A 21,740-nucleotide genomic window follows, 5' to 3' on the forward strand; every position below is an offset into this window, starting at 1 on the left:
CCGGGAACTCTCAGGCGGGCACCGGGTGTGGCCGGCCGGGAAATCGCGCCGGCGCCGCGGGCCGCGCCCGGGCCTGGCCGTAAGAAAGGATTTTGGCCGGATTGTCGTACACCAGCAGTCGTGCCTGTTCAGCACCCACCAGCTTTTCCGCGACGACCCGCCCCTCCTCCAGCAGCGGCGGGCGCCGTACCGGGTGGTGGGCATCGGTCGCCAGCACGGTCACCGCCCCGCGCTTCAACAGCTGGCGCGCGCGGCGTTCGGCGCGTTCGCCAAAACGCCCGCACAGGGAACCGGCGGTGACCTGCAGCAGGCAGCCGGCCTCCAGCAGCGGGTCGATTTTTTCCAGTTTCCGCAGGATATCCCGGTTGCGTTCCGGGTGGGCAATCATCGGCCGGACGCCGCCGCGGCGCAGCCACCGCAGCAGGGCCTCGGTGCCCGGGGGGATATGGCTGTGCGGCAGTTCCAGTAACAGCACGCGCTCCCCGTCCCAGCGCCCCAGGTAGGGCACCTGCCGGTTGCGTATCTGTGCCGGCAGTTCATCGGTGAGGCGCACTTCCGCCGCGAGCCCCAGGCGCAAGGGGATACCGGTCCGGCGCACGGCGCTACTGAACTGGCGGAACACCGCCGTCAGCATGTGAATATCGTGGTGGTAGCGGCCGGGGTGGATATGGGGCGTGAGCATGGCAAAGCCGATGCCATCGTCCGCGGCCGCCCGGGCCAGCGCCAGCGCTTCGAGCGTATCCCCAGCGCCGTCATCCACCCCGGGCAGCAGGTGGCAATGCAGGTCGATCAGGCGGCCGGTCGTCATGCCGCCGGCACCCCGGTGGCCGCGCCGTAGTAGCCGCCGTAATAACCCTCGCCATAGGAGGTGAGCCTGCTGGTGTCGAGCTGGTTGAGCACCACGCCGTCCACCGCCAGGCCCAGGGACTGGAGCCTGGCCAGCCCCTGCCGCACCACCCGCGCATGGGTCGCGTCGGCCTTCACCACGTAAAGCACGGCATCGGCCAGCCTGGAAACAACCAGCGGATCGCTTACCGCCAGTACCGGCGGTGTGTCCAGGATCACCCGGTCGTAGCGGTTGGCGAGTTCCGCCAGCAGGGCGCCGAATTGCCGTGAGCCGAGCAGCCGCAACGGGTCATCCGGGAGCTTGCCCGCACCAATCATGGCCAGGCCGGTTTCGCGGTCGGTGGCAATACACTCGTCCAGGGCGAAGCTGCCGCCGAGAATGTCCGCCAGGCCGGGCTTGTTCGGCGGCAGGCCGAAGTGGGCGGACAGGGAGGCACGGCGCAGGTCGGTGTCGACCAGCACCACACGCTCCACCTGGCTCAGGGCCAGCGCCAGGTTTTCGGCCACGGTGCTTTTGCCCTCGGCCGGCGCCGAGGAGGTAATGCTGACAATTTTGGCCGGCTGCGACTCCCGCCCCAGCAGCAGGCCGGTGCGCAATGTGCGAATGGCCTCGGTAAACCCCCGCTGCTCCGGGTTAAAGAACAGCCGGCCCGGCAGGGACCCGTCGTCCCGGGGTTTCACCAGGGGCAGCTGGCCAATCAGGGTCTGCCCCAGTTTTTGCTCGACATCATCGGCGGTGCGGACACCCGCGCGGAAAAACTCCAGGGCCAGGATCGCCAGGGCGGCGAAACCGCCACTCAGGACGAAGGCCGCCAGCACCACCAGGCGTTTCCTGGATTTTACCGGGTACTCCGGCGGCAGCGCCGGCTCCACCAGCTGTGCCGCCGGGGATTCGAAGCCGGTGGCCTCACTGGCCTCGCGAAAGCGGGTGAGGAAAGTGTTGTAGAGCTGGCGGTTTACCTCGACGTCACGCTTCAGTTCGTCGTATTTGATTTCCTTGCCGGCAACGCTCTGGATATCCACCTTGTTTTCCGAGAGGTCCCGTTCCAGCTCCGCGACCTTGCGCTGTGCGGCCCGGTAATCGCCCTCGATACCCTGTACCAGGCTGGAGACTTCCTGCCGGAGCTGGGCCCGGGCGGACTTCAGTTCATCCCGGGCGGCGATCATGCGCGGATGTTTCGGGCCGTAGCGCTGGGCCAGCTCGGAGACACCCAGCGCCGCCGAGATCTCCACACTCTTCACGTTCTGGATCAACGGGTGATTCATCACCTCGGGCAGGTTTTTCAGCGACTCGAAGTCGCCGCCGTTTGCGCGGATATTGCGATAGAGACTGCCCAGCCGCTTGGCCTCGCGCCGCGCTTCCAGCAGTTGGTCCAGGTTGTCATTGAGTTCCTGCTCGGCCAGGCCACGCACCCCCTGCACATCCACCAGCCCTTCCTGCCGCTGGAACGCCTGCAGTCGTCGCTCGGAGTCCTCCAGTTTTTCCCGCAGGCCGGAAAGGCGATCATTGAGCCAGCTGGTGGCCCGCTCGGTCACATCCAGTTTCGCCTCCATCTGCCGCTCGACATAGGCACGGGCCACCGCATTGGGTACCGCTGCGGCCAGCTCGGGCGAAACGGCCTGGTAGCCGATTTCCACCAGCTGGGTATTGCGGATCGGGCGCACGGTCAGGCCGGCCTGTACCACCCGCACCAGATGGTTGCGCTGTTCGGCAGCGTCCACTGGCTCCTCCCCGCCGGCATCCCCCTGGAACAGTGCCGGCAACAACCGCTGCAACAGGTGCGGGCCGCTTTCCCCTTCGTCAAAGGCCTGGTAATTCACCAGGTCCAGTTCATCCACCACCCGCTCGGCAATGCCGCGGGACCGGAGTATTTCCGCCTGGGTCAGGAAGAATTCCCGTCGCTGGGTACCGAAATCGTAGATATCCCGGATCGAGACCAGGTTGGCCTGGTTTGGATCGAACATCAGCCTGGCGGTGGCCTCATAGCGCACCGGCATTTGCCAGGCAAAATAGAAAGCCACGGCGGTAACCGGGATCACCACCAGGGCGATTTTCCACCAGCTGCGCAGGAGCAGCTGGATGTAATACAGGATGTCGATGGATGCCGACTGGCCTGAGTCGGCGTTCATACTGGCTGTTGTCATATTCAGAACAATCCCTGCTCGACCGTGACTACGTCGCCGGGCCGCAACTGTGTATTCAGGTTCGCCTCGATGCGCCTGTCGGCTGTGCCACTCTCACGCACGATAAAAATGCGCCGCTCGGAGGCGCGCTCGGTGAGCCCCTGGGCCAGCGCCGCGGCCTTGCCCACTGTGAGGCCCGGTCGATAGGGATAGCCCCCCGGCACCTGGACTTCCCCATAGATATAGAAAGGCCGGTACTCGACAATGGCGACACTGATACTGGGATTTACCAGGTAGTCTCCCTTGAGGCCCGCCACCAGCAATTCCTCGACTTCTTTCACCGAATGTCCGCCGATGCGGATTTCCCCCAGGAACGGGTAGTTCACCACGCCGCTGTCATTCAGCAGTATTTCCATGGTCAGGTCACTTTCGCCGTAAACCGTCACCTGGATACGGTCGCCGGGCCCCAGGCGATACTCGCCCGGTTCCGTCTGCGCCTGCGCGGTGACTGTCACTGGCACCAGCAGTGGAAATGCCAGCCAGGTTGCAATGACGATCGACCTGAAGCTTCTACTTATCATCACTTCCGTACTCTTGTTTGGGACCTGGTGGCTGCCCTTCCCCGGGCATCTTCAGATCTCCAGGGTGCAGGTAAGGGCCACCTGGTTCCTGTCGATACCCTCCAGGCCATTACCGGGATCCCGCTGTACGCTGTTGGCCGCGAAGCCGAGCACCATATGCCGCCCGACATCCAGGTTCAGCTGCACCCCATAGCGACGGGTATCCAGGCTGCCGCTGTCGGCCCCGCCCTGTGGCGCCTGGGTCGATTCCCCATAAGCCAGCGCACTGTTCAGGCGCGCCGACCACTGGTGATTCCACGACAGCGTGTGGGAGCGCACCTGCAGGAAATCCGCGCTGCCGAAATTCTGGCTCTCCTGCGGCACCTGCGCAGTGGTATAGGCAAAGGTGCTGTAGGACCTGGGCCGCCAGCTCAGTGCGACCCGCCAGAGATCGCCGTTGTAGTCGGACCGCCGCCCATCGTCGAAGTCTTTGTCCACCTGGCCAACACGCAGGTCGAGCGAGGTCCTGCCGGACCGGAACAGGTAACCGACAGTCCGCTCCTGCTGGCTGTTGCTCTGCAGGGGCACCGCTTCGGGTAACAGGTCGTAGTCCTGCCCGCTGCGGGTAACCCCGGCGACCAGGCGACTCGCCGGCGACAGTGCGAGGCCCAGCTCCAGCCCGGCCTCGGTTACGCTGCGATCCCTAAGGTCCTGGGAAAAATCCTCGTCCGCAGCGCGCAGCGTCAGTGCAGCCCCGAGGCGCCGATCATTACCGCCCAGCTCCAGGCGGCCGGTGGCGGATTCACGCTGGTTGCGGCCCGCTTCCACCAGGGGCAGCGCACCCGGCTGCCGGTCATCCGCGAACAGCGCGTCGATTCCCAGTTCTTCATGCAGGTCGCTGTAGTCAAGCCTGAGCGAGGCAGTGAATGCCGGTGCCGGCTGCCACCGCAGGTCACCCGCGGCGACATGATCCAGGTAGCCATCGGTGTCCGGCGTTGCGTACTCGCCGGCGCGCGCCTCGTAGGAGACCCCATAGCTGAGCGCTGATGAATCATCGCGAAGGCGCGCGTAGGGCGAAGCCACGCCCCGAATGCCCTCCACCGAATCGTCCGCCAGGCCCAGCAGGTTGTCGTCGTATATCAGCTGGCCGTGCATCCCGGTGGTCAATGTTGCCCCCCCGCCGAGGTTGATCGCGGCATTGCCCGTGGCACTCTGCAGTGCCAGTGTGATGGCCACCGGGAGCAGCAGGCTTTCTTTCCTTGAACTCATGTTTTTTCTGTTTTCCTGTCAAAACCGCTGTGATTCCCTGCCCCCTGCTGTCCCGCAGCGGGATTCGCGCGGCCTTCAATACGCATTCTTACCGCCAAATCCCTTCATTATTGTCATCAGCACAATGCGCAGGTCGAGCAGCACCGACCAGCGACGGATGTAATCCAGGTCGTGCTCGATCCGCTTACTCATCTTGTCCACTGTGTCGGTTTCGCCGCGCCAGCCATTGACCTGGGCCCAGCCGGTAATGCCCGGCTTGACCTTGTGCCGCAACATATATCCGCTCACCAGGCCGCGGTACTGTTCGTTGTGCGCGACCGCGTGCGGACGGGGACCGACTATCGACATCTGGCCCTGCAAGACATTGAAAAACTGGGGCAATTCATCGAGTGATGTGCGGCGCAGGAAGCGTCCCACGGGAGTCACCCGCCGATCGTTCTGGGTTGCCTGGACAACCTTATCGCCATCATCCTGGACCGTCATCGAACGGAATTTCCATACCATGATGGTTCTGCCATCCAGGCCGTAACGGCGCTGCTTGAAAATCACAGGGCCGGGCGAAGAGAGCTTTACCGCAATCGCTACGGCCAGCAGCAGCGGTGAAACCAGAACCAGGATGGCGGACGCGAGCAACAGGTCCTCGAGCCGCTTGACCCATCCATTGACCCCCTGGATGGGTGTGTCATAGATGCTCAGCAGGCTGGTTGCACCGATACTGTGCAGGCGGGCATGCAACATGTTGGCGACGAAGAAATTCGGGATCATGTGCACGGTTGCGGTGGTATCTGCAAGTGCAGCCAGGATATCGGCGATCTTCTTTTCTTCGTGCATGGGCAGCGCGATGAAAACCAGGTCGCAACGGTTGGCACGCGCCCGCTCGATCGCATCACTGACGTCACCAAGAATCGCGCGGCCGTCGAAATCCTCGCTACCGAAACCGCTTTCCACTGCGCCAGGCACCCGGTAGATGCCCTTGCAGCGGATACCCAGGTGCGGGTTTTCGTCCATTTCCCGCCACAGCCTCAGCCCGGCGTCGGAAAGGCCGATGATGACCGCCGAACGGGTATTCCTGTCATGGGTGCGCAACAGAAATAAAATCCGGCGCAGGGCATAGCGCCACAATGTCAACGCGACAAATGCGGTCAGGAACCAGAGGAGGACAGCCCTGGGCGGGAACTCGGCGTAATAGCCACTGAGATAGCCGGTAAACAGCAGGACGACACAGACGGCTATCCACGCAGCCGCTGTGGTGCCAACAATCCTGAGATAGCTTTCCGACCGCCAGGAGCGGTACAGGTCAACGGACTCGGCAATAAAAGCAAAACAGACCACCGCAAACAGGGCGACGATCAGCCAGTCCTTGCTGGGTGTAATGCCGAGCAACTGGAGCGCCAGCAACAGGCTGGTCTGCACCAATAAAAGATCAAACAAGCGGTACAGCGTGGTGACCCCACGCTGGTGAGTCCTTAACCATCCTTGGTTCACGATATCCCCCTGAGGATTCCTTTACCGGGCACTTCCTGTTGTGCGCCGGCCTGCTGCTGCCCATCCCCGCCAGCGAGGCTTCACTGCCTTCGAATCCGGGGATCGCGTATCGTCCGTCAAAATAGCGTACCAATTCAATCCGCAAACTGGTGCAAATTACGATTTAGTCGCCAAAAATATTTGGCGATAGATTTTAGCGCCAACTTTTTTGGCAGCTTTGTACCAACAAGCTGTGGCAAACATTTTTAACTACAGCGCAGCGTCCCAACTATTTCTTCGCTGCTCGCTGAGTGGAGTTGATTATTACCCAACTAATGATGCCTGCACGGAAAATATTGAGCAGGAAGTGTGCCAGAGAAACATGAATGAACGGGATTTTTTTTATTACGGTTGATCACCACCTAGTACACAGGTGCACACACTGGCACGGCTTTCTTCGCATCATTCGGTAATGATTTCAAAATTGAAAATATTTGAAGGCTTCGATTGTCAACACCGCGATCCCGTGATAAAAATTCGACTCCCGGCAGATCCGCCGGAAATTCCATGACGATACTTTTAAAACTGGGGGACAAGGAATGTCCAAAGTGAATCGCGTAGATCACATCACCTACGCCGTCGCAACCGGCATGATCGAAAAGTGGGGCTGGTACCACACTGAGATCGAAGGCGGCACTGTTTCCAAAATTGTTGCCGATGTGCGACCGGACGATCCCGACAGCAGCATGAAGCTCTGGTGTATTGACTTCGAGAGCTTCGGCGTTGTGCTGGTGGAGGGAATCGATCGGCTCAAGAAGAGCCAGGTCACCGAATTCGTAGATCTCCATGGTGACCATAGCGTCCAGCACATCGCATTCGATACCGATAGTCTTGAAAATTTCGTCACCCGCGCCATGTCCAGGGGAGTCAACTTCCGTGGCCGGCAGCTTGTGAACGACGACGGTTTTGGCAAGCTCAAGCAGCTCTTTGGCAAGGGGTACGCCCCGCTGAAAGCCTCCCAGATGTCATTCCCCGAGTATGTTGAGAGACCCCGCGGTGGTGAGGAAGGGACCGATCTCAATACCGATGTGCCGCAGAATACCGGCAAGAATTTCTACCAGCGTATCGAGGATGCCCGCAACCGGGGAGATGTATCATCGCTGACCGACTTCGCGGCCATGCCTGCTGACTGGCAACCGACCATGGTTCAGCGGGGTTCCCGGAACCTGCAAGAAGCCACAGCAGCCGGCGAAACGACCCTGGCCACCGCCTGAGTTCCACCCGGAAAGGGGCGGAACCACACTCGCGATGTTGCCGCTTCGCATTTTTCCCGCCCCAATGATCGTCCATGTACAGCAACCGGTGCCAGATAACAGACCGGCGGGCATACCGTAATGGATTGTCATCGATGCCGGTGGCGGCGGGCATTACAATGCGACGCAATGTACACAGGCATTCATCAAGGATCCTGATGATTCCTGCAGCACCGGGCGGGCTTTTCCCAACCCCCTGAGCGCCCGGGTATCGGGCGCCCCGAGTCCGGCAAGTGTCGGAGCTACCCGGACTATTTTTACATGGACGTAAGTTATGGCTTACCCGATTAAATCCACAGGCGCTGGAACTGGAGCGATACCCGGGACCGCAACCCCGGCCGACGATTCCCCAGCGCGCAGTTCCGCCGGTACCCAGAGAGATGCTGCGTCGCGAGGCGAGCCATTCACCTTCCTTGAGGCTGGCTGTGCGACGACGCTGCGGAACTGCGTTGCAGGAAAAATGGCGCCTGGACTGGTGCTGTCCGGGCTGGTTTCAGCCGCTTTCCGGCAAACGAGATTCGGACGGCTAGCCATTCGCTGCACTTTTCTGCCCGGGCATCGTACGCGGTCAATCGTGATCGACGACCTGGAGGGAAAGCACTTCCATGATGTGGAGGCGCAGGTAGGCCTTGAATTACAGCGTGCGGCTGAGGGGGAGCGGAACCCGCGAGAGGCGGAAACGACCCCTGTCCCCGTAGATGTCATCATCAGCCCCGAAATGCCATACGGCATGGCCTCCGAGGATCTGCAGAACCTTGTGGCGCCGCTTGGTGAGCAGCCGATTCTGTGGCTTTCCGAACAGGTGGCCGAGGCGTGCTGGCTGCTCCGGCCAGGCGATTCCAGCGCTGACTCCATAGCGCGGCTGGATTCCTACGTAACTGCTTTCGCCCTGAGGAGGCAGGAAAACGAACCCTTTTTACACGAGTCCCTGGACATTGTTTCTGCCGACGAACGGCGGACACAAGCCCGGTTTGGTCGACCCTATTGTGAATCCTCCCACGGTGTATTGCTGTTCGAAGCCGTGGCAGGGCATGCCCAGAGCAGGCCCGATCACACCGCACTTGTCGACAGGTACGGCACTACCTCTTATAGCCAGCTGGACAACCTTGCCAATGCAGCCGCGGCACTTTTGGCAGAATCCGGAGTGCGACGGGAAGACTATGTTGGCCTGTATATTGAACGTTCTCACCTGACAGTCGCCTGCCTGTTAGGCATCCAGAAACTGGGGGCGGTTTATGTACCGCTGGATACCGAGTTTCCCACCTCCAGGCTGGAGGCGGTGTGCAAGCAGCTCGAATTCCGCTGCATCATCTCGAGCCATGAAAGCCGGGCGAAGGTGAGCGCCCTGGTGCAACAGGTGATTCTCACTGAGCAAATCAGCACCCTGGCAGAGAGTGACACCCTGCCGGCGCCCGACACGGTGGTGGACCTTGACGATTGTTCCCATGTGTTTTTCACCTCGGGTACAACCGGGGCGCCGAAGGGAATCCTTGCCACCCACAGGAACCTGGACCACTCCCTTTCGGCTGCGCTGGATCGCTATGAATTCACTGACAGCGATCGATTCGTATCCATGGCGAGAAGCACATTCAGTATCAGCATGTTTGAGATGCTCACTGCGCTCCGAGTTGGTGGCAGTGTAGCCATCCTGGCCAGGGAGGACTTTCTCGACAGTGATCTGTTACTGCGGGCCATATCCGGTGCCAGCGTCATTCACGCGGTGCCTTCCTTACTTGCCCGCATCATGGATTGCCTGGAGACCAGCGCCCGGAGAGCAGTGATCACCAGCGCCGTACGGACCATTATCAGCGGCGGGGACACGGTCCCGCCGGAGTTACTGGAGCGGGCCAAGAAAATTTTTCCGCTGGCCAGGATCTTTGTCTGTTACGGCTCCAGTGAAACCAGCTGTATGGGCTGCACCTATGAGGTACCCCAGGATCGCACAATCGGCCGCACCAAGATCGGCAGGCCACACGCGAATACACACCTGCAAATACTGGATGGTTATGGTAATCCGGTGCCGCTCGGGGCGCCGGGCGAGCTTTATTTTTCCGGCCCGGGGGTAGTGCGGGGCTATATTGACCGGCCAGGCGAAAACCGGGAAAAGTTCCGGGAAATCGACGGCAGGCGGTACTTCGCAACCGGGGATATCGGACGGTTCGACCAGGAGGGATACGTCGAACTACTGGGCCGGAATGATTTCCAGGTTCAGATTGATGGTAATCGCGTCGAGCTGCAGGAAATCGAGCTGCAACTTAAAGCCTGTGACAGCATCCGGCAGGCAGTGGTGTCTGGCTGGGTGCCCGGCAACGGGCAAGCCACACAGCTTGTTGCATACCTGGTAATGACCGGTGATACAGCCCTGTCCCGGCCTGCACTGACAGCTATGCTGGCGGACCATCTGCCCGCCTACATGATCCCTGCGCATTTTGTGGTTCTGACCCACCTGCCAACAAATTTCAACGGCAAGGTCGACAGAAACCGGTTACCGCCACCGTCCCGTCAAAATTCCCTGCCTACCGGTACCGTGGCGGCGCTCCCGGGCTCATCCACCGAGGAGCGCCTCTACCGGATATGGTGTACTTACTTCCCCGAACTGGATTTCAGTATCCACGACAGTTTTTTTGACCTCGGCGGTAATTCCCTGAAAGCCGTACGAATGTTAACCGAGGTCGCCCGTACTTATGGGTTCGCGCCGCCACTGCGGACGCTCCTGACAGCGCCCAGTATTTCTGAACTGGCGAAGGCGATTGACAGCGGCCCTATTACCGATGACCGTCGGGTGGTAACCGCAATCACGAACAATCCGTCCGCTTCAAAGACCCTGTACTGCTGTAATGGTATTTTGCAGTATCGTGACCTCGCCACTGCCCTTGGCAACGAATGGCAGGTCTGCGGTGTGGCGTTGCCAGAGGAGGCCAGCATCATCACCGCCGGGGTTGCGGATGATTGGGACAGCGATATCACCAATTTCGGTCAAATTGTTGAGCGATACGCCGCTGAAATCGCTGCTTACCAGCCCCACGGCCCTTATTATCTCTGCGGGGCCTCATTCGGCGGCCTGGTCGCCGCAGAGGTTGCTCGGGTTTTCAGGAGTCGGGGTGAGGAAGTGGCCATCACGGCCCTTTTTGACAGCTGGTACCCGCGTCAGGTTGATTCCAGCATGGCCCGTGCAGGCGCCGTCAAAAAGCTCAAGTATTACATCCGCAAGTATGTTCTCCGGCGGCTACACACTGCAGGCAACGACCCGCGGGAGCAGGCCCGTCGCCGCGCGCTCGACCACTTCCGTCATGAATATCTCGATCTCGATATCCTCCTGTTCAAGGCACGGGACCGCGAGCAGATTTATGGATATCGGGCGGATCCCTATATTGGATGGGCGGGACGCGCCCGCTCAGTGTCACTTTTTGACGTGCCCGGTAACCATATTGGCATCCTGCTCTCCGGTAATGTCGAGCGCATTGCAGAGGTAATTCGGGAAAAAGCGCGGGATTATGCTGATACCCGGAAGAGCGCCGGCCGTGCCCGCAGAAACCAGCCACCATCAGCGCGGGCCAGCACCTCATGACGCCGAACTCGCCCACTACTGCGCGCCAGTTCTTCCCGGAGCTCGAAGGGCTTCGGGGAGTGGCAATACTGTTAGTGCTGGTCAGTCACTTTGGCCTTGCGTCTGGTGCGCTGGCATTTGTCACCGATCTCGGCCTTGGGCACATAGGAGTCAGGCTGTTCTTTGTACTCAGCGGCTTCCTGATCACTGATATCCTGCTGCGGGACCTGGAAGCCGCCCATGCCAACCGGCTGGGCTGGAACCGGGTTTTCCTCAAGTTCTATACCAGCCGTGTGCTGCGTATTTTTCCGGTCTATTACCTGACGATCACCGCTCTTTACCTGATTGACTTTGAGGGTTTCCGGGAGATCGCCCTGTGGCACTATGCATACCTCTCCAACCTGGACGGCGTGCGCTACGTCACCACTGAGGTAGGCACCGCACTGCGTCATCCATCGACCGCACATTTCTGGTCGCTGGCAATCGAAGAACAGTTCTACCTTATCTATCCGGTATTGGTCCTGTCGTTGAAAAGACGGGCCTTGCTGTTGGTACTCTGTGCAGCAATAGTCACGGCACCGGTATGGAGGCTGCTGTGTATTTTTGTACTGGACCCGCGCTACCCCCACAGTGGCCTGATGCTGCTTCCGGGGCTTATGGATTCTCTCTGCATCGGTGCCCTGGCCGCACTATACAGGAACTCACCTTCCCTATTCCCATCCCTGCCACAGCCCGTCATAAGGGGAGTGAGCCTCCTGGCGGGCGCGCTGGCGGCAGCACTATTTGTACTCAACGCACAGGATGTTGCGGTGCGGGCCTACCTGGCACTGTTTGACAGTACAGTCAGTGTTCTTTGCGCGCTGTTGATCCTGTACTTTATCGGCGCTCCGGGGGTTACACCGGCGGCACGCTTTTTGCGTCTGGCAGCTATGCGACTCGTCGGCAGAATCAGCTATGGCCTGTATATCTATCACGCCTTTGCAACCCACATCCTGTCCTGGCTATATCCCCGGGTTGGGCTCGCGATAGAACCGGAGTCCTCACTGCATACGGGGCTGCTATACATCATGGCTTTTACGATGGCTTACACATCCTGGCATTTGCTGGAGAGGCCACTGCTGGCGCTGAAACCCAGGCTGGCCAAGCGACTGGTGGCATCGACGGGCAAACTCCCGACGAAAGTCACCGTATAGGCTGTCAAGGCCGCATCCATCGGCAACCCCACGGAACCCTGTTAATTCACCATGACGACCCAACCCCTACACGGACGTATTGGCCTTTTCTTTTCTTCGCTACCACCACTGGCCAGTAGTGCCGGGATTGTGCTGGCATCCCAGGGTGCAACCATATTCCTGCGCCTGATCTCGACCATACTGCTGACAAGGCTCCTGGCACCGGAGGCATTTGGTGAGATTCTCGTGGTATCCACCATTACAGGCCTGATAACACTCTGCTCAGAGATTGGCCTGCGTGGCAGCATCATAAACAGCAACCGCGGTTTAGCCGATGCCGCCTATGTCAATACTGTCTGGACACTGCGCATATTGCAGTATGGCCTTGTTGGTGCAGTGCTGCTGGCGGCATCACTCTTCATACACCATATCTATCCAGGCATTAGCAATATTGATGAATACCTGCGTATTTGTGCGCTGACCGCACTCCTGACGGGACTTGCCTCAACCAAGGTCTTTCAACAGGAAAAACAATTGAGGCCAGCAAGGCCCGCCGCCATATTGCTGCTGGAACGGCTCATCTCTCTATTGACCGCAATCCTGTTGTGTTCTCTATGGCCCGATGCGTCATCAGTTTTGTGGGCCAACGCCATCGCCGTAACCGGCACGGTAATACTTTCCCACAAGGTGCTTCCAGGCGTCACGAACCGAATCCACATTGATAGGGCTGCGCTTCATAGCATATTTAATTACGGTAAGTGGATGCTTCCCGCCACAATCGTAACCTGGGGCATCAGGGACGGCTACAAACTGGGGATCAGCTTTATACTCTTGCCCGGGCTGCTTGGTTTTTTTGCCATTGCATCCAATATAGGGCTTGTGCTGGCTACGGTGCTACGCGAATTCAGTGAAAAATGGTTATTCCCGGTTTACTGCCAGAATAAGGGCAGTGCGAATAATGAAGCTTTATCGGCGAAAATACGGCTGGGCATTTTTGCTGTCTCCGCGATCTTCATCCTGGCCCTGAGTTCGCTTTCCGGACCGTTGGTGAGGCTTTTATATACGCCTGAATTTTCCACCGTGGCAGATTTTTTAGCGGTTGTAGTGCTGGGTTCCGGCGGGCTTATCGTTACTGCACTGTACTTGCCGGTACTTAAGGCGCATGCTGATTCACGAAGGGTATTCCTGGTTCGCCTGATCCAATTGGGCACTATCAGTGTCGGCATGTTCCTCGGTTACCTGTATGGGAACAGTGCTTACATCATAGGAGGAACAGCATTCGGCCAGCTGGCAGCAGGGTTGGCGACTGTTGCAGTGGCCCTTCCCTATTTCAATAGAAAAACAATGCTGCTCGATGGAGTTATTTTTTCTGTTCCAATGATTCTATTGTTACCCGGGTATATCAGCGAGCTGGCTGTTTCGCTGTCCACCCATGGATAATGGGGCAAAAATTGCCCCATTATTTCCCCGGATTAAACGGCCTCGTGGTATTTTTTCCCGGAGTCGATGGAAACAACCCGGGCTTGCTCCGCCCAAAGCCAGCTTGAAGGGACAGGACGACCCAGCAGCTCCTGCAGCGCAAGCATTTCTTCCCGATATCGGTCAAAAAGCCAGCTCTGGATTTCCTTTGGCGGCCTTTTCGGTAGCTCGACTGTCCTGGCCTTACGGTCTGCGATCGCCCGCACCCATCTGCTGGAACGGAATGCCTGGCGAATCCTTGACCGCAGGCTGCGAGGCAGCAATCTTTTCAATACCCTGCCCAGCATACTTTTCTCCAGTTCCTGCAACCATGCAGTAACCTTTTTTTCTTTATTCCACTGGCCTGCCGCATTGGCACGCTGGAATGTTCTACCTCGAATGTGCGGCACATTCAGGAACTGGTCCAGCTCTTCACTGTGCCGCTCCGGATCCGCCAGAAGCTCATCCAAAATGAATACTTTTACCTGTTCCCGGGGGAAGTACTCAAGGTAAGCGCGCAGGCACTTGCAATAGAGCCCCGCGTCAATGATATCTGGCAGTTCCCGTACAGCCCGGTCGAAGTCGAGCACCGGCTTCCCCTCAGAGATCCGCTCGTTCATTCGATGGATATAGTGTGACCATGCTCTCTCTACTGGGTTTCTCAGCAGGTAAATAATTTTTGCGCTTGGCACTTGCATGGCAATGCGCTCGGGAATATTGCGCTCGTCCAGGCCACGGGAATAGCCCGTGGAGCAGTCCCCTAAAAGCTGTCCCGGCTTTGCAGCTTCGTAAAGCGCCTGATACCACTTGTAGTCATCTTGCGAAGCGTACCGGAAAGAAAAATACTCTGGCTCCTTTCTAGCCGGGAGAAATATTTGCGGGTGCTGCTCGAGGTAAAAGTAAAGTGAGGTGGACGCAGACTTCATTGCACCGATCACAAAAAAGTCTGGCAACAGCGGATTTTTCTTCTTTTCGCGTCCGGTTCCGCCAGCGTCAACAGAACGGGCTGCAGCAAATCCTTTTGCACGCATAATATTTCCTTCAGTGCTACATCATTGGGTGGTAATGGACTAATTCAGATCTATTGCCCGGTTCAGGTACGAATTCAATATTACTGGCGCCATGCTTTTATTGCGCGTGGATTTACGTTCCAGCAACTACTGGCAGCGTGAGGAAAGCAAACAGCATACAATTCTCATGCCAGACATAAGAATGGCGATGTTGATCACGCGCTGAGTACGCCCTGTCAGTTCGGTCCACAGTCCGCCTGGCAACTGCCAGACCCTGCTCCAATTCAAGCCCCGAATGTCAGCGACCAGACTTTTCCGATTTCGGTACCCCGGATACCAGCTGTATTTTATGCCAAGCAGGCCGGCCATGCATCGAAAACGCTCTGTTTTGCATGACTGACCGTCGGCAGAAATTTCGCTCTGGTTCCGGGAATTCGCTTTTCGATCTTGCCCAATCCGCCCGGATTGACCCGATGCCATTTTCAGCCAAACAGCGCACATTCCTGCACTCCTGTTTCGGTTAAGGCTCCTGTTTCTGCACCTTTGTGCCATTATCCGCATTCATGCAGCCCCCACTAACTTTGACTGAACCGTATCAGCGGGTTTGACGCCGTTTGCGGCAGTAAACGAATGTGCCAAATAGAACGTGTTAGTTAGCCTGCTGTACCAGCTGTTTCCTGGTTATCGTTCGTATTAGCCGTTTCGTGAATTTCTTCCGGTTCTCTATGAGGCGCGGGGTGACATGTAAAAGGTATAATCGTGTTCATGCTGTTCATGCCCCTGGTTCCCGGTTGTGGATCGATAATTCCATAATGCTCAGCGCCAGATTTTTCCTGCGGTGAAGGCATGTAGCCTCCACGCCCGTGTCCGTCCGCTGTAGGAATTGTGTTTGAGTTTTTTCCAGGCGGGTTAGCGCTTCAATTATTGCCCGGCAATGTCCAGGCTGTTCAGTTGCACTTTTCGCTTTTATTGGTTCTTTGTGACAGCTGGTCAATGTACGGGCACCAATATCAGTTTGGAACCACGTTTACAATTACGCTGTCCATCCATGACAGCTTATCTAATACGGATATTAACGATGTTCAGGCTTGCTCTTTCGATTTTCGTGCTGACGTTACTCACAGGCTGTGGAGGCGGAGGATCGAACGATAATGACGGGGCTTCGGGCAGGACATCCCTGACGAATTCGCCCCCCGTCATTACGCTGTCAGGTAGTTCCCGTATAGTGCTTACTTATGGCACCGCCTATAAAGAGCCTGGCGCAACAGCGGAGGATAATGAAGACGGGGACATCAGCGACCAGATCGTTATTGGCGGGGATGAAGTCGATCCATTTTCACCTGCCACCTATATCGTGACCTATTCTGTTGAGGATTCCGCCGGGGCCTCGGATAAGCGATCTCGCGAGGTCGTGGTGAATGATAACTCAGCTCCGGTGATATCGCTTAAAGGCAGTAGACGGGTGGTAATCCCTGTGGGCTCGGATTACGAAGATGCCGGGGCAACGGCTGAGGACCCGGAGGACGGTGACCTGACGGGACAACTTGTCAGCACCTCCAACGTTGATACGAGTGCTCCTGGCCACTACTGGGTACGCTACTCTGCCAGGGACTCCGGCGGGGTGGAAAGCACCAGAGAGCGTACCGTACTTGTTGGTCATGGAGGAGTTCAGTCAGACGATATCACCGCAAGACTGCGTTCACTCACCAGAACAGAGGCCGTTTCGCCGGAGACAATCTACTTTTCTGCCCAGGAGTCCACAGATGCCGCCTGTAGTGACCTGAGCGGCGGTTCGGATTCCGAGGCCTGTGCTACGGGTCAATGGTTTCGATACCACTTCGACTTTGATGATCCGGATTCAGGCAACTTCTCAACCACTGGTATTAGCCGGAACTCCCAGGTGGGCCCGTCTCCCCGCGCCCTGCACACTTTCACCTGCAAACCTGAAAGCAGCAACTACCAGGATGGTGCCTGTGAATATCGGGTGGGCGTTCGCGTCCAGTCGCCAGACCAGGCGTATGGCGAGGACTTCATCACCATCCGCGTACTCGCTCAGGAAAGTGCCTACGCCGCTGAGGATGTGATTTGCGTTTCTCCCACCAGCAACTTCTCCGGGTGCCCCCAGGGTGCAAGTAGACACGTATCCGTGCCGCAGCCAGGTGAGTTCAGCGGCAAGCGGGTCCTGCTGCATGCCGGGGAGCGGTTCGGCGATATCTGTATAGGCTATCAGGAACGGGACGTTACCGTGGCAAGTTATGGCGACGGTAAGCGCCCTGTTGTTCCGCTTGTCCAGGTCGGCGTTGTGGATCGCTGCCTGGACGTGCCGCGGACAGAGGACGCGCGGAGTTACCCCATGCTTGCGAAAGACGCACAGGGCCATATTACCCAGGGCTGGGCCTATGGAATTACGGTAACCGGACTCAAAGTGGGCCGGGCAATTACGGGGACGTCCGCCACTCTGGTCACCATGCACGACCTGGATATGGACTGGTCGGAGACCGGTGAGTTTCCCGGGTTTTTCGCCTTCGGTGACTCAACCAATTACTGCATGAACAATCCGAACGAGCTGGACTGTGACCAGGTACCTTTATCGTATGGGATTTTCTTTACCGACTCTGTGCAACGTGCGAGGAGCGACAACCTGCCTAATGTCAATATAGGCTGTATGAATAACTGCCTGATGGTGAACGGCGGCATTGCCGGCGTTGACACCAAGACGGCTATCGAGCATAACGCCCGGTTTATGGGAGCCTGGGGCCTGGTCGTTTCGAATGTCTGGTTCAGGGGGAACCATATCGGCCAGCGGGGAGGCAAACACCGGCTGACCCTTCGGCAGTCAGATGCTTTTGATCGGGTAGATATTAGCAAGGATCCTGAGGATTTCAGTCTCCGCGCGAATTACACTCGCCCAAGGACATTGTCAGGACATTTTACGCCCCATTTCAATTTTGTCTTTGACAGCATTTTCAACGATACAGAGATGGATCCCCAGCACGACTCAGCATCTTTTACTGAACTCGAGTCCGGTCACCTGTACTCCGGCTTTTTCAACAATGAGTACCTGCTGGACCAGGTGGATCAGAACCAGGCCCAGATGCGCCTCGGTGGGGTAAATATCATGGCCACGGACAACGTCTTCAACTCTGTCAATATGGAGTGCATCCTTGATAGCGATCACCCAGACGGCTCTGCGCTCCAGGATAATGACAGAATATTTACTGATGTAGCTGGTTGTGGTGCCACAATTGGTCGCGACTATGCGATACCGCTGAAGCCGGGCACTTAACAAAAGCGCCGGCTTATTCTTAAGCCCGGCCAAAGCGCCGGGCGGCCCTCCCTCACAGTCATCCTGGTACCGGCGGTTCCCCCCTGGAATAAGTGTTCCCAGCAGTATGCAATGTGTCACGGGCAGTGACGCGGTTATAGGTTACTCCGCCTATACAACCGAACAAAAACCAGAGCCAGGAGTACAGGGAACTGTTTGGTAGCTGGTTCATCATCATTAACGCGCCCAGCAGCGCCGCCCCGGCAAACAGTGACCGGCGCCGGGGGTCACTGGCCATTTTTGCAGCTTTCAGGGCGCGGAAAATACTGCCGGACATCAGCCCAAAGAGCCCGGCAAACATCACGAGCCCATAAGTCCCCAGCTGGATAATCCAGAAACCGTCTGTGACCGAGTCTGCCAGGCGATTCCTGCCCCATGCCCCCCAGCCCAGCAGAAGCTTCTCCCGTGCATGTTCCAGGAGGCGTTCCTCATGGTAAAAGCGGAAATCCAGGGACTGGGCACGGCCCTCCCCGAACAGCGCAGCAAAGTCGACAAATTCCCGATGTGGAAACAGGTCAAGAATGCAGAGCATTGGGTAGGCGATGACAATCGTACATATTGTTCGTGTTAACAGGCTGGTAAGGAATGCCGGCATGAACATGATTGTGCAAAAGCCGACGATTCCTATCAGCCAGGCCGCAACGGACTTGCATACGACAAGAATCAGAGCCAGGTAAAACGAAAAAAACACGGTTGGTACAGGCGAAATGCGCTGGCGTGCCCTGGACAGGATGGCGGTAATAATAAACGGGACCGTATAGAAAACGGCGAGAAGAAGGCCGTGGCCGATAAACACTACCGGCCTGAAGCCGCCGAAACGGACTTGCTGGGCAAAACTGTGCGGAAAGAACCCATAAAGCATCGTGTGGAGCTGTGGGCTCATCCGCGCCTCATACAGTACAAGCGGCGTATATACCAAAGCCAACAACACCAGAAGACGAAAGACCCTGATCAGGTCCTGATCCGTTCTCACCAGCGCGAGACCCAGGATGAAAGGCAAAATCATCAGGTACGTCTCTACGATGGCTGTCAGGCTGTCTTTTACCGTAAGTCCGCGGATAAAAATTTCACCATTGAAATAGGGCTCACCATTGGTGAGCACAGTGGCAACGGGTGAAAGCAATAGGAGGACAACGATAAAGCGCTCTATGCCGCGCGGTGGTATTCCAACGAACCCCGTCCCCTTGACCAGTAGGCACGCTACTGCTGCTGTAATGACTGGAATGGTCTCCTGGTCAAGGGGCGGCAATAATGGAAGGTCAAATTCAACCTTTACCGGCAAAAAAAGGTAACCACCGACGATGGTGATAAAAGTGGCGGTAATAGCCGGTAACCGGCTGTAGAGCAATGCCGCCAGCGCCGGCCAGAGGAGTAATACCAGGTAAGCGCTGGGGCTCGGCATGTTAGCTTACCGCCATTCCGGTGTGGCCCGAGCCGGGCTGGCTCCTGCTCGCCCGGGCTGCATCGATCAGGTCCATCAGGTGCATAGTGTTCCGATGGATATCGAACTCATCCGCCACAAGTTTTCTTGCCGCCCAGATCCGTGTATCGGTTATCTCTGGTCGTTCTTCGATCAACGCATGCATGGCATCCGCAATCGATTGCGCTTCAGGCTCTGCCACCAGGCCGGTTTGCTGGTCGATCACCAGTTCGGGCACACCGGATACCGACGTGGATATGACGGGAACTCCGCTGAGCATGGCTTCCATCAGTACAACCGGGATACCATCCATGTCTCCCGCGCTATCCTTCCTACAGGGCAATACGAGACAATCGAGCTGCCCGAGCCATTCGCCCACATGGCAATTCTGCATTGCGCCGAGAAAACGGACCTCGGTTTCCAGTCCCGCCGTAACAGCCTGTCGCTGTACCTGTGCCTGCAGCGGGCCGTCCCCGGCCACGTCGAGACGGAACCGTAAGCCCCGGGCCTTGAGCAATGCACAGGCGTCGACTAACAGGTCCAGGCCTTTCTTTTCGACAATCCTGGCCAGAAAACCAAAACGGACTGGTTTGTTACGTGGGCTGTGTGGCCGCGGAGCGAATTCCCGGCTATCAACACCACAGCGGACCAGTCGAAGCTTACCTGCCGCCACCCCCCGCTCCTGCAGCCAGCGGAGATTGAACCTGGATATTGTGGCAAGAAATGCTGCGCGATCCGCCTTCCGGTCGAGTAGATAGCCCCGCTGGAACAGGTCGTTGGCATGCGCGGTGATCGAGAAAGGAATGCCGGTCAGCATAGATGCATACATTCCGATGTCCGTACTCACGTGGGCAAAGTGTACATGGAGGTGAGTAACCTTCCTGCGCATCATTTCCCGTGCCAGCACCGGTGCGAGTACCGCACGGTAACACAGGCCCCAGGCGACCCTGGCACCGCCCTCTGCGGAACGGGCGTCACCAAGCACTGTTCGTAGCGTCCGCCAGTAGCGCCGCGGGTTGCTGAGCAGTAAGGAGAGATGGCTCCGCACCAGACGCCCGATGCCCTGTCCGTAAATAAGGAATGTGCGCCCCGCGAGGCTCTCGAGCTTCTCATTTCCGTTCGGCACGGCTGTCGGGTGAATCGAGAAGGGCTCGACCTTAATTCCGGTTTCCTCCAGAAGGAATATTTCCTTGTAGACAAAGGTACTGGATAGCCCCGGGATCTCCGGTGCAAGGTACGCAATAGGAGCCTCAGGCATTGGCGGCTGCCCCGGTAGACGGTTGCGGGTCCTCTGGCCCACGCGTTGATTGCCAGCGCTCTCGCCCCGCAGCCTCGAATTGGTCGATTGCGCGCCGTTTTCCCTGTATGAGCGCTGTGTGCTGGAAAGCCCGTAAATAACGGATGAATTCCCGATCATTGATCCTCGGCCTGCCAGCAACCCAGCTGCGCAGGTAACCCCATAGTACTGCCAGGCTGCCGGCAAACGCCGGGTAATCAAGCACGCGGAAAATTGCCGTGGCGCTCAGGTACAGAAAACCGGTACCCATATAGTACTGGCCATACCCGTGGCGCATTTTTCCGGTGAGGATGCCCTGCTGGCTGGACCCCATGATCCTCAAGTGAATGAATCGCAGGTCCGGCTCGTCCCAGCTCCTTGCCTTCCACCCCAGCATCCTCGCCCGGTGGCAATCGATCGCGTCCCACATGACTTCACGGACAATACCCCCGATTTCCCGGAAGCACTGTGTTCGGTAGAACTTCGTCATTCCGACGGACATCTCATCCCCCCGGCGTTCACTCACCAGTGCTCCATCGCGCAGGTTGTAGGGCTTGCCACTGGCACACCCAAGGCGGGGATCCGCGGCCATCTTGGTCAGCAGGGTTTCAAAGTAGCGGCTTGGGAGCTCTAGATCCAGGTCGAGCTTGCAGAGGAAATTGAATTGATCAAGATCGATCAGTTCCAGCCCGGCATAGAAGGCATCGACCACCCCGGGACCAACATTGCGATAGCCACGGTTATCCCGGCGGTGTACGCGGATAAACTCATACTTTTCCGCATAGCGTGCGAGGATTTCCGGGGTCCGGTCCGAGGAACCATCATCGACAATTATCCAGAGCGCCGGGGGTAGTGTCTGGTTGATGACACTGTGCAGAGTGTGTTCGAGGTATTCCTCTTCATCACGACACGGAGAGATTACAACATACTGTTTGTCTTTTATTGCCAACATAAGT

Annotated in this window: 14 protein-coding genes; 5 read left to right on the plus strand and 9 right to left on the minus strand. The window is 57.9% G+C overall.

Annotation, left to right across the window (positions count from 1 at the left end; all coding sequences use genetic code 11):
* Positions 1-10 precede the first annotated feature (10 nt).
* The 5 genes from LVD11_RS15000 to LVD11_RS15025 all read right to left on the minus strand — a co-directional run bounded on the left by LVD11_RS15000 (position 11) and on the right by LVD11_RS15025 (position 6,284).
* On the minus strand, positions 11-808 hold the full coding sequence (locus LVD11_RS15000) for a tyrosine-protein phosphatase (protein WP_237060343.1): 798 nt from the start codon (positions 806-808) through the stop codon (positions 11-13).
* Positions 805-2,991, minus strand: coding sequence for a GumC family protein (locus LVD11_RS15005; protein ID WP_237060344.1), 2,187 nt, complete (start codon positions 2,989-2,991; stop codon positions 805-807). Before LVD11_RS15005 ends, LVD11_RS15000 begins: the two co-directional genes overlap by 4 nt.
* A gap of 2 nt (positions 2,992-2,993) precedes the next feature.
* Positions 2,994-3,551 carry a polysaccharide biosynthesis/export family protein gene (locus LVD11_RS16940; protein WP_255775742.1) on the minus strand — a complete coding sequence of 186 codons (558 nt, stop codon included), beginning with the start codon at positions 3,549-3,551 and terminating at the stop codon, positions 2,994-2,996.
* A gap of 51 nt (positions 3,552-3,602) precedes the next feature.
* A complete protein-coding gene (locus tag LVD11_RS15020; protein ID WP_237060345.1) occupies positions 3,603-4,799 on the minus strand; it encodes an outer membrane beta-barrel protein in 1,197 nt (398 codons plus the stop codon).
* Positions 4,800-4,874: 75 nt separating this feature from the next.
* Positions 4,875-6,284: an undecaprenyl-phosphate glucose phosphotransferase gene (locus LVD11_RS15025; RefSeq protein WP_237060346.1), complete on the minus strand. Its 1,410-nt coding sequence runs from the start codon at positions 6,282-6,284 to the stop codon at positions 4,875-4,877.
* 587 nt (positions 6,285-6,871) lie between these two features.
* On the opposite strand from LVD11_RS15025, the gene LVD11_RS15030 reads away from it, so the two are divergent.
* From LVD11_RS15030 to LVD11_RS15045, 4 genes are all read left to right on the plus strand, one after another.
* On the plus strand, positions 6,872-7,537 hold the full coding sequence (locus tag LVD11_RS15030) for a VOC family protein (RefSeq protein WP_237060347.1): 666 nt from the start codon (positions 6,872-6,874) through the stop codon (positions 7,535-7,537).
* Between the two features lie 613 nt (positions 7,538-8,150).
* A complete protein-coding gene (locus LVD11_RS15035; RefSeq protein ID WP_237060348.1) occupies positions 8,151-11,144 on the plus strand; it encodes an amino acid adenylation domain-containing protein in 2,994 nt (997 codons plus the stop codon).
* Positions 11,141-12,316 (plus strand): acyltransferase family protein, encoded by a 1,176-nt coding sequence (locus LVD11_RS15040; protein WP_255775744.1) that lies wholly within the window; start codon positions 11,141-11,143, stop codon positions 12,314-12,316. The genes LVD11_RS15035 and LVD11_RS15040 overlap by 4 nt, the downstream gene beginning before the upstream one ends.
* Positions 12,317-12,367: 51 nt before the next feature.
* Positions 12,368-13,735, plus strand: coding sequence for an oligosaccharide flippase family protein (locus LVD11_RS15045; RefSeq protein ID WP_237060352.1), 1,368 nt, complete (start codon positions 12,368-12,370; stop codon positions 13,733-13,735).
* 32 nt (positions 13,736-13,767) lie between these two features.
* Here LVD11_RS15045 and LVD11_RS15050 read toward each other — a convergent pair whose 3' ends face one another.
* Positions 13,768-14,784 (minus strand): sulfotransferase family protein, encoded by a 1,017-nt coding sequence (locus LVD11_RS15050; RefSeq protein WP_237060354.1) that lies wholly within the window; start codon positions 14,782-14,784, stop codon positions 13,768-13,770.
* A 1,057-nt stretch (positions 14,785-15,841) separates the two neighbouring features.
* Between LVD11_RS15050 and LVD11_RS15055 the strand changes: the two genes are divergently transcribed.
* Entirely contained in the window at positions 15,842-18,049 is a 2,208-nt protein-coding gene (locus tag LVD11_RS15055) for a DUF5011 domain-containing protein (protein WP_255775760.1), read from the plus strand.
* Between the two features lie 58 nt (positions 18,050-18,107).
* On the opposite strand, the gene LVD11_RS15060 is transcribed toward LVD11_RS15055, so the two are convergent.
* The 3 genes from LVD11_RS15060 to LVD11_RS15070 are packed head-to-tail and all read right to left on the minus strand — an operon-like array spanning position 18,108 to position 21,736.
* Positions 18,108-19,436, minus strand: a complete 1,329-nt coding sequence (locus tag LVD11_RS15060; RefSeq protein WP_237060358.1) for an O-antigen ligase family protein — start codon at positions 19,434-19,436, stop codon at positions 18,108-18,110.
* A 55-nt stretch (positions 19,437-19,491) separates the two neighbouring features.
* Positions 19,492-20,766, minus strand: a complete 1,275-nt coding sequence (locus tag LVD11_RS15065) for a glycosyltransferase (RefSeq protein ID WP_237060360.1) — start codon at positions 20,764-20,766, stop codon at positions 19,492-19,494.
* Positions 20,759-21,736 carry a glycosyltransferase family 2 protein gene (locus tag LVD11_RS15070; protein ID WP_237060362.1) on the minus strand — a complete coding sequence of 326 codons (978 nt, stop codon included), beginning with the start codon at positions 21,734-21,736 and terminating at the stop codon, positions 20,759-20,761. Before LVD11_RS15070 ends, LVD11_RS15065 begins: the two co-directional genes overlap by 8 nt.
* Positions 21,737-21,740 lie beyond the last annotated feature (4 nt).

The sequence above is a fragment of the Microbulbifer sediminum genome, assembly GCF_021729035.1.
Lineage (GTDB): Bacteria > Pseudomonadota > Gammaproteobacteria > Pseudomonadales > Cellvibrionaceae > Microbulbifer > Microbulbifer sediminum.

Excerpts from the sequence above, each read along its gene's own strand:
- LVD11_RS15000 (WP_237060343.1), bottom strand. The coding sequence starts at position 808 with ATGACGACCGGCCGCCTGATCGACCTGCATTGCCACCTGCTGCCCGGG.
- LVD11_RS15005 (WP_237060344.1), bottom strand. The coding sequence starts at position 2,991 with ATGACAACAGCCAGTATGAACGCCGACTCAGGCCAGTCGGCATCCATC.
- LVD11_RS16940 (WP_255775742.1), bottom strand. The coding sequence starts at position 3,551 with ATGATAAGTAGAAGCTTCAGGTCGATCGTCATTGCAACCTGGCTGGCA.
- LVD11_RS15020 (WP_237060345.1), bottom strand. The coding sequence starts at position 4,799 with ATGAGTTCAAGGAAAGAAAGCCTGCTGCTCCCGGTGGCCATCACACTG.
- LVD11_RS15040 (WP_255775744.1), top strand. The coding sequence starts at position 11,141 with ATGACGCCGAACTCGCCCACTACTGCGCGCCAGTTCTTCCCGGAGCTC.
- LVD11_RS15045 (WP_237060352.1), top strand. The coding sequence starts at position 12,368 with ATGACGACCCAACCCCTACACGGACGTATTGGCCTTTTCTTTTCTTCG.
- LVD11_RS15050 (WP_237060354.1), bottom strand. The coding sequence starts at position 14,784 with ATGCGTGCAAAAGGATTTGCTGCAGCCCGTTCTGTTGACGCTGGCGGA.
- LVD11_RS15055 (WP_255775760.1), top strand. The coding sequence starts at position 15,842 with ATGTTCAGGCTTGCTCTTTCGATTTTCGTGCTGACGTTACTCACAGGC.
- LVD11_RS15065 (WP_237060360.1), bottom strand. The coding sequence starts at position 20,766 with ATGCCTGAGGCTCCTATTGCGTACCTTGCACCGGAGATCCCGGGGCTA.
- LVD11_RS15070 (WP_237060362.1), bottom strand. The coding sequence starts at position 21,736 with ATGTTGGCAATAAAAGACAAACAGTATGTTGTAATCTCTCCGTGTCGT.